We start from the raw sequence: 6,810 nt of genomic DNA, 5'->3' as shown, positions 1-6,810 counted from the left end.
GCATCTGGACAGGGTGCCGGGCTTCATCGAGTTTCATCTGCTGAGAGGGCCGGAAGCCGAGGACCACACGCTCTATGCCTCGCATACCGTGTGGGCCAACTATGCGGCATTCGAGGCCTGGACCAAGTCGGAGGCGTTTCGCGCCGCGCATCACAAAGCCGGCGACAACAAGCCGCTTTATCTCGGCCATCCTCAGTTCGAAGGCTTTGAGGTGATGCAGACCGTGGGGCGCGGCGGGAAGTAGCGCCGCGCTGCGAGCGTCAGCTCTTGGTGATCCCGTCGATCTCCGCGAGTTCGTCCGCGCCGAGCTTCCAGGCGATTGCCTTGACGTTCTCCTCGACTTGTTCGACGCGGGTGGCGCCTGCGATCACGCTCGCCACCTGCGGACGCGCGGCGAGCCAGGAGAAGGCGAGCTCGACCATGGTGTGGCCACGCGCCTTGGCGAAGGCCTGGAGTTTCTCGACGATATCCTCGTTACGCGGCGTGAGATAGCGCTCGCGCAGCGCCGGCGCCTTGGCAAAGCGCGTGTCGGCGGGAGCGGCCGCACCGCGCTGGTATTTTCCGGTCAGAAGACCGCTCGCCAGCGGGAAGAACGGCAATAGCCCGAGCTTGTACTCCTGCGCGGCGGGCAACAGGTCGTTCTCGATGTCGCGGACCACGAGGCTGTATTCGTCCTGGCAGGAGATGAAGCGGCTGACGTTCATCGCCCGCGCGGTGAATTCGGCTTCGGCGATGCGCCAGGCGGGGAAGTTCGAATTGCCGATGTAGCGCACCTTGCCTTGGCGCACGAGATCGTCGAGCGCGCGCAGCGTCTCCTCCAGCGGCGTCAGCGGATCGTAATCGTGCTGCTGATAGAGGTCGATGTAATCGGTCTTCAGCCGCTTCAGGCTCGCCTCGACCGCGCGCATGATGTAGCGGCGCGAGGCACCCTGCTTGGTGCCGTCGCTTGCCATCGGCTTGGAGAATTTGGTCGCGAGCACGATGTCCTTGCGGCGGTCGCCGAGCACGGTGCCCAAGACGGTCTCCGAACCGCCCATGCCGGCGTAGATGTCGGCGGTGTCGAACAGCGTGATGCCGAGATCGAGCGCGCGGTGGATCACCTTGCGCGAGGTCTCCAGATCAGTGCGCTGGCCGAAATTATTGCAGCCGATGCCGACGGCGGAGACGCGCAGGCCGGAGGCGCCGAGATTACGGATTTCCATGGGAGGAGGTCCTGTCAGAGGAGCGTGCGGGCAAGGGGCCATTCTGACGACCACGCGCTCGGCCAGCAAGGCGACGGCCGCGGTGCTGCCATGCGCACAAAAAAATGCGGCCCCGGTCAGACGCGGCGACTGACGGGGACCGCTTGGGCGCTTGATCGGTGACGGGGGGCCTGATCAGGCGCAAGCGGAAGCCTAGCCCTGCAATGTTACGTGCAGGTGACAGCCGCGCTTATCCACAGGTTGCAGGCCGCGGCTCAGAAGATCCTGCGGTAGACGATGAAGCCGGAGCGCTCCGCGACCTTATCATACAGGCGCTGCGCGGTGAGGTTGGTCTCGTGCGTCTGCCAGTAGACGCGGGGCGAGCCCGCGGCCTTCGCCCGCTCATACACCGCGTAGATCAGCGCCGAGGCGACGCCCTGGCCGCGCGCGGCCTCCGCCGCCAACAGGTCCTGCAGATAGCAGGACGGCTCGACCGCAGTCGTCGAGCGGTGAAACAGATAGTGCGTCAGGCCGAGCAGTTGGCCGTCTTTGTCGGCGACTAGCGCATGCACCGGCTCATATGCATCGAAGAAGCGCTGCCACGTCATGCGCGTGATCTCGGCCGCGAGCGCGGTCGCACCAGAGCGGCCGTAGAACGCGTTGTAACCGTCCCACAGCGGCAGCCATTGATCGTAGTCCTGCCGGGTGACGGCGCGAATGGTGAGCGACATGGCGAAATTCCACGATCAAGGGGGGAGCAAGGCGCTAGCCAATCGATCCGTCGTTCTAACGGGATGATCGCCGCGCCGATCAATAACGCTTTAGGTTGTTTGGAGCATGATCTCTTCGGAAAACCGCTTCACACTTTTCCGGATCATGCTCTTGCGCTATTCGGCGACGCGCAAATAGCGGATCAGGTTGCGGCCGGTGGGATCGCGCAGCGAGCGATAGTAATCGGCGCGCGAGGGCGCATCGCCGTGGCGGACGAGGTCGGTCACCGGCGTGTAGCTCAGCATGCGTCCGCCGTCGGGCAGCGCGGCGCAGACGAAGCGCAGCACCTCGCCATTGCTGAGCTTGATGTTGATCGGCGTGGCGTCGCCCATCCTGACCATCTCCATCCGCACGGCGATGAAGGCGCTCAACTCATCCTCGGGCAGCTCGAAGGCGCCAGTGTCGCGGCCGTGATACATCAGCGCGATGAAAGGCGGCCGGCTCTCTGCCTTTTCGTCGGGCAGCGAGAAGTAGTCGCGGAAGGCGCGGTTGATGAACTCGGCGCGGGTTTCTGCATCGAGCAAAACAATGCCGATGTCGACCTGATCGAGCGCCGCCGACAGGCGCTCTGCCGTGGCGTAATGCCGGCGCTCCAGCGCAAAGGCGTCGAGCAGGCGCTCGCGCATCAGCCCGGTAATCCCTGCGGTGGCGGCCGCTGTGATCGCCAGCAGGCCGAGCCGGACGAGGTCGGTCGCGGCGTAGCCGGGAACGGTCTTGTTGTAGAGGAAGAACAGCGCCGTGCCGATCACCGCGACGGCTGCACTGGCCATTGCGGAGGCGAAGCCGGACAGCGAGCCGGCAAAGGCGACGATGCAGACGAACAGCGGTGCGGGTGAGGGGATGGGAAGATAGCGATCGAGCAGCAACGCCAGCAGCGTGGTCGCTGCCGTCAGCGTCGGACCGGATATCGCACGCCATCCGAGGCCCATGGCCCTATCTTGCTCCCTGACGAGCTAACGCGCGGAGAGTGGCCGATCGTTGCGCCGTCGCGGTGCGGTTTCGCGTGAGATGCTTAAGGCGTGACTGCGCCGGCGCGCAGAGCTTTCCGCAGATTTTAAGCCAAGTCGCCGTGCGTTCGAGCGAATGCTCAACATCAGCGTGTGTCCCTTACGCCGTCACATGGCTGTGCACGGCCGGGAGGTTCAGCGTCGATGTGCCCGTGCTCTTGCGCGTGCCGGCGAAAATCAACAGCGATGCCGCGACCAGGATGGCCGCGGTGAGGGTCGCTGCAACGATGATCACCGGTGACTTCATCGATGGCCTGCTGCGATGCCGGTGAGGGCGCGTTCGCGATGACGGCGCCCCGTGGTAGTCGAGGATGAGCCGCGGGTCAGCCGGCAAGCCCCATCGCCATGGTCGCCCGGGTCGTCAGTACCGTCAGGGCGACGATCAGGCACAGCGACAGCGCCGCGATCGCGAGCGAAGCCGCGACGGCACCTGTCAGCCGGGAAGAGACGACGGGGGCAGGTCGGCCCTGAAAGCCCACCACGCCGGACGTCCGAGTCATGGTCTAAATCCTTCAGCGTGCGAGCGAATCACTCGCGACGCAAACCAATGTCACAATTTCAACAGGCAATATTGGGGCGGCGGTCGCGCCGAACATGGCGAAATCGCGGCAAAGGTTAACGTTGTGCCCGGTATCCTGGACCCGCTCAGGCGCTTGCGGCGATGCTCGCTGGATCGTCGATATCGGCCGGCCGCCAGTCCATCGACACGAAGCCGGGCGCCTGCTCGACCCGCTTCAGCCAAGCCCGGACCGCCGGGAAGGTCGAGAGGTCGAAGTCGCAGCGGTCGGCAAGATGGGTGTAGCCGTAGAGTGCGATGTCGGCGACGGTGAGCTGGCGCGCGGCAAAATACTCGGCGGTCTTGAGGTGGTTTTCCATCACCTGGAGCGCGCCATAGCCACGCTCCATCCAGTCCTCCAGCGCGTGGGTCTGGAGATCGCGGCCGCCCTTGACCAGAGATAACCAGAAATAGGCGGCACCGATATTGGGCTCGAGCGCGTGCTGCTCGAAGAACATCCATTGCAATGCCTCGGCGCGGTCGATGCGTTGCTCGGGCGCGAGCGGCGTGCCGCCGGCCACGTACCAGAGGATGGCATTGGACTCAGCGAGGTAGCGGTCGTCGCCGACCTCGAGCAACGGCACTTGTCCGGAAGGATTCTTCGCAAGAAAATCCGGCGTGCGGCTCTCGCCGCGCAGAATGTCGATCTCGATTGCCTGGTAGGGTACGTTCAACAGCGCCAGCGCAAGGCGGACCTTGTAGCTGTTGCCGGAGCGTTGCATCGAATAGAGCTTGTACATTCGAGAGGTTCTGATCCGGTGACGGGAAGGCGCCGCTTGTTGCCCTGCAACGCGGCTAAACAATGATGCCGTTGCGAATCCGCCGCAAGGGCCGCGCGCTAGAAAAACTTGAAATCGCTACTGCACTGCAACGCTGCAAAAAATCATTTCAACACGACAGAACAATTCGCATCACGCTTGCGTCAGGTTGTGCTCATCTCGCGCCTGGAATGGTTGCGGTATCATCCGCGCGATCAGTTTGCATCGTTAGGTTGCATGCCCGCGTCAGAAATGGCGGCTCGCAGCTTCGATAAGGAACGAAATTGCTCGGAGGACAATGCTTGCCGGATATGAGCCATTTCGGCGGCAAAGTTTAGGAATATTGCGCAAATCCGGGCCTCGTTGGTGCCGATCCGTAAACTTTTGCCCTGACCGGGCCGAAGTTTCTTGCGGTGCAGCGGCACCCGTCCTAGGGTGCATCATTCCCACAATCAGAGTCGTGACACCCAAGGGCTCACGACGCTTGCCAGGAGATGATGATGTCCTTCCTTGCCGCTGCGCTCGACCGTGTGAAGCCGTCCGCGACCATCGCGGTCACGGATAAAGCACGCGCGCTGAAAGCGGCGGGCCGCAACGTCATCGGCCTCGGCGCGGGCGAGCCCGACTTCGACACGCCCGCCAACATCAAGTTGGCCGCGATCCGTGCCATCGAAGCCGGCAAGACCAAGTACACCGCGGTCGACGGCATCCCCGAGCTGAAGGAAGCGATCATCGCAAAGTTTCAGCGCGAGAACGGCCTCAGCTACAAGCCGAACCAGGTGATCGTCGGCACTGGTGGCAAGCAGGTGCTCTACAACGCGCTGATGGCGACCATCAATCCGGGTGACGAGGTGATCATCCCGGCGCCCTATTGGGTCAGCTATCCTGAGATGGTCGCGCTCGCTGGCGGCGAGCCCGTGCCGGTGGTCTGCACCGCCGCGACCGGCTTCAAGCTCCATGCCGAAGCGCTCGAGCGCGCGATCACGCCGAAGACCAAATGGGTCATCCTCTGCTCGCCGTCGAACCCGACCGGCGCGGCCTACACCAAGGCCGAGCTGAAGGCGCTCACCGAAGTGCTGGTCAGGCATCCCCATGTCTGGGTGATGACCGACGACATGTACGAGCACCTCGTCTATGACGACTTCCAGTTCACCACCGTCGCGCAGGTCGAGCCGAGCCTCTACGACCGCACGCTCACCGTGAACGGCGTGTCCAAGGCCTATTGCATGACCGGCTGGCGCATCGGCTATGCCGGGGGTCCGGCGCAGCTCATCAAGGCGATGTCGACCATCCAGTCGCAATCGACCTCGAATCCCTGCTCGATCGCGCAGTGGGCCTCGGTGGAAGCGTTGAACGGTCCGCAGGATTTCATCCCCGCGAACAACAAGGTGTTCAAGGAGCGCCGCGATCTCGTCGTCTCCATGCTCAACCAGGCGAACGGCATCGAGTGCCCGCGCCCCGAGGGTGCGTTCTACGTCTATCCGTCCTGCGCGGGCACGATCGGCAAGACCGCGCCGTCGGGCAAGGTGATCGGAAACGACGAGGTGTTCGTCACTGAGCTCCTCGAGAGCGAAGGCGTCGCGGTCGTGCAGGGCTCGGCCTTCGGCCTCGGTCCGGCCTTCCGCATCTCATACGCGACCAAGACCTCCGATCTCGAAGACGCCTGCAAACGCATCCAGCGCTTCTGCGGCAACCTGCGTTGAGCCGCCGAATGAATGAAACAAAAGGCCCGCTTTCAGGCGGGCCTTTTTTTTGAACCGCAGGCGATCTGGAACCACCAAGATTATTGTGGCATAGAGCATCGCGCGCCGCGTGTGCGGCGCACTCTCTGCTCGCATCACATCACAGCCGGAGACTTTCCATGCGCCGTTCACTCCTCCTCGCCGGGCTTGCCGCGTCTGGCCTCGTTGCGTCCGTCGCGGGTGCGAGCGCGCAGCAGCGGATGGTGCAGGTCGGCGTGCTCGAATGCCGCGGCGGCGCCAGCATCGGCTTCGTGGTTGGATCAGTGACCAACCTTGGCTGCGTGCTGCGGGCCGAGGGCTTGCCGGAGGATCGCTACGTCGCGACCATTCGCAAAGTCGGTCTCGATCTCGGCATCACCCAGGAGACGGCGCTGGCGTGGGGCGTGTTCGCGCCCGTCGACCGTCTCGGGCCTGGCGACCTCTCGGGCAACTATGCCGGCGCGCAAGGCAGTGCGTCGGTCGGCGTCGGCTTAGGGGGCAACGTGCTGGTCGGCGGCTCCAATAATTCGATCGCGCTCCAGCCGCTCAGCGTGCAGGGCCAGGTCGGACTCAACGTCGCCGCGGGCCTCGAAAGCCTGGAACTCCGCCCGGGTCGCTAACTCGCGGTCAATTGTAGTTGAGTCCACGCCAGCCGAGGAGCTCCGTACACCTCTCCCTGCTTGGGAGAGGTGCGACGTTCCGAGGCGCCGTGCCGGACCTGATCTCATCAATCGCTGAGACTTGATCTAACGGACGACGCACCGCAGCGACGTTTCGCGCTTGCCAAAATGGAGGGACCGGCAGAGCATCGACCTT

9 protein-coding genes are annotated in these 6,810 nt (G+C 64.0%); 3 read left to right on the top strand and 6 right to left on the bottom strand.

Annotated features, from left to right (window positions below; genetic code table 11):
* On the top strand, positions 1 to 244 hold a 244-nt coding region (locus tag SO140_RS28230; RefSeq protein WP_498543466.1), incomplete at its 5' end, for an antibiotic biosynthesis monooxygenase family protein.
* A 16-nt stretch (positions 245 to 260) separates the two neighbouring features.
* On the opposite strand, the gene SO140_RS28225 is transcribed toward SO140_RS28230, so the two are convergent.
* The 6 genes from SO140_RS28225 to SO140_RS28200 all read right to left on the bottom strand — a co-directional run bounded on the left by SO140_RS28225 (position 261) and on the right by SO140_RS28200 (position 4,255).
* Positions 261 to 1,202, bottom strand: coding sequence for an aldo/keto reductase (locus SO140_RS28225; protein ID WP_474798344.1), 942 nt, complete (start codon positions 1,200 to 1,202; stop codon positions 261 to 263).
* A gap of 254 nt (positions 1,203 to 1,456) precedes the next feature.
* Positions 1,457 to 1,912 (bottom strand): GNAT family N-acetyltransferase, encoded by a 456-nt coding sequence (locus tag SO140_RS28220; protein WP_474798346.1) that lies wholly within the window; start codon positions 1,910 to 1,912, stop codon positions 1,457 to 1,459.
* Between the two features lie 156 nt (positions 1,913 to 2,068).
* Entirely contained in the window at positions 2,069 to 2,881 is an 813-nt protein-coding gene (locus SO140_RS28215; protein ID WP_449377883.1) for a PAS-domain containing protein, read from the bottom strand.
* A gap of 178 nt (positions 2,882 to 3,059) precedes the next feature.
* A complete protein-coding gene (locus tag SO140_RS28210; protein WP_449377884.1) occupies positions 3,060 to 3,206 on the bottom strand; it encodes a hypothetical protein in 147 nt (48 codons plus the stop codon).
* Positions 3,207 to 3,282: 76 nt separating this feature from the next.
* Positions 3,283 to 3,459: a hypothetical protein gene (locus tag SO140_RS28205; protein ID WP_449377885.1), complete on the bottom strand. Its 177-nt coding sequence runs from the start codon at positions 3,457 to 3,459 to the stop codon at positions 3,283 to 3,285.
* 145 nt (positions 3,460 to 3,604) lie between these two features.
* Complete coding sequence (locus tag SO140_RS28200) at positions 3,605 to 4,255, bottom strand: glutathione S-transferase family protein (RefSeq protein WP_449377886.1); 651 nt, start codon at positions 4,253 to 4,255, stop codon at positions 3,605 to 3,607.
* Positions 4,256 to 4,773: 518 nt separating this feature from the next.
* Between SO140_RS28200 and SO140_RS28195 the strand changes: the two genes are divergently transcribed.
* Positions 4,774 to 5,976, top strand: a complete 1,203-nt coding sequence (locus SO140_RS28195) for a pyridoxal phosphate-dependent aminotransferase (protein WP_449377887.1) — start codon at positions 4,774 to 4,776, stop codon at positions 5,974 to 5,976.
* A 158-nt stretch (positions 5,977 to 6,134) separates the two neighbouring features.
* The gene (locus SO140_RS28190; protein ID WP_449377888.1) at positions 6,135 to 6,614 is read left to right on the top strand and encodes a DUF992 domain-containing protein; all 480 of its coding nucleotides are present in this window, start codon (positions 6,135 to 6,137) and stop codon (positions 6,612 to 6,614) included.
* Positions 6,615 to 6,810 lie beyond the last annotated feature (196 nt).

Source organism: Bradyrhizobium sp. UFLA05-108, from assembly GCF_059803455.1.
This window is presented reverse-complemented; position numbering and strand designations above follow the sequence as displayed.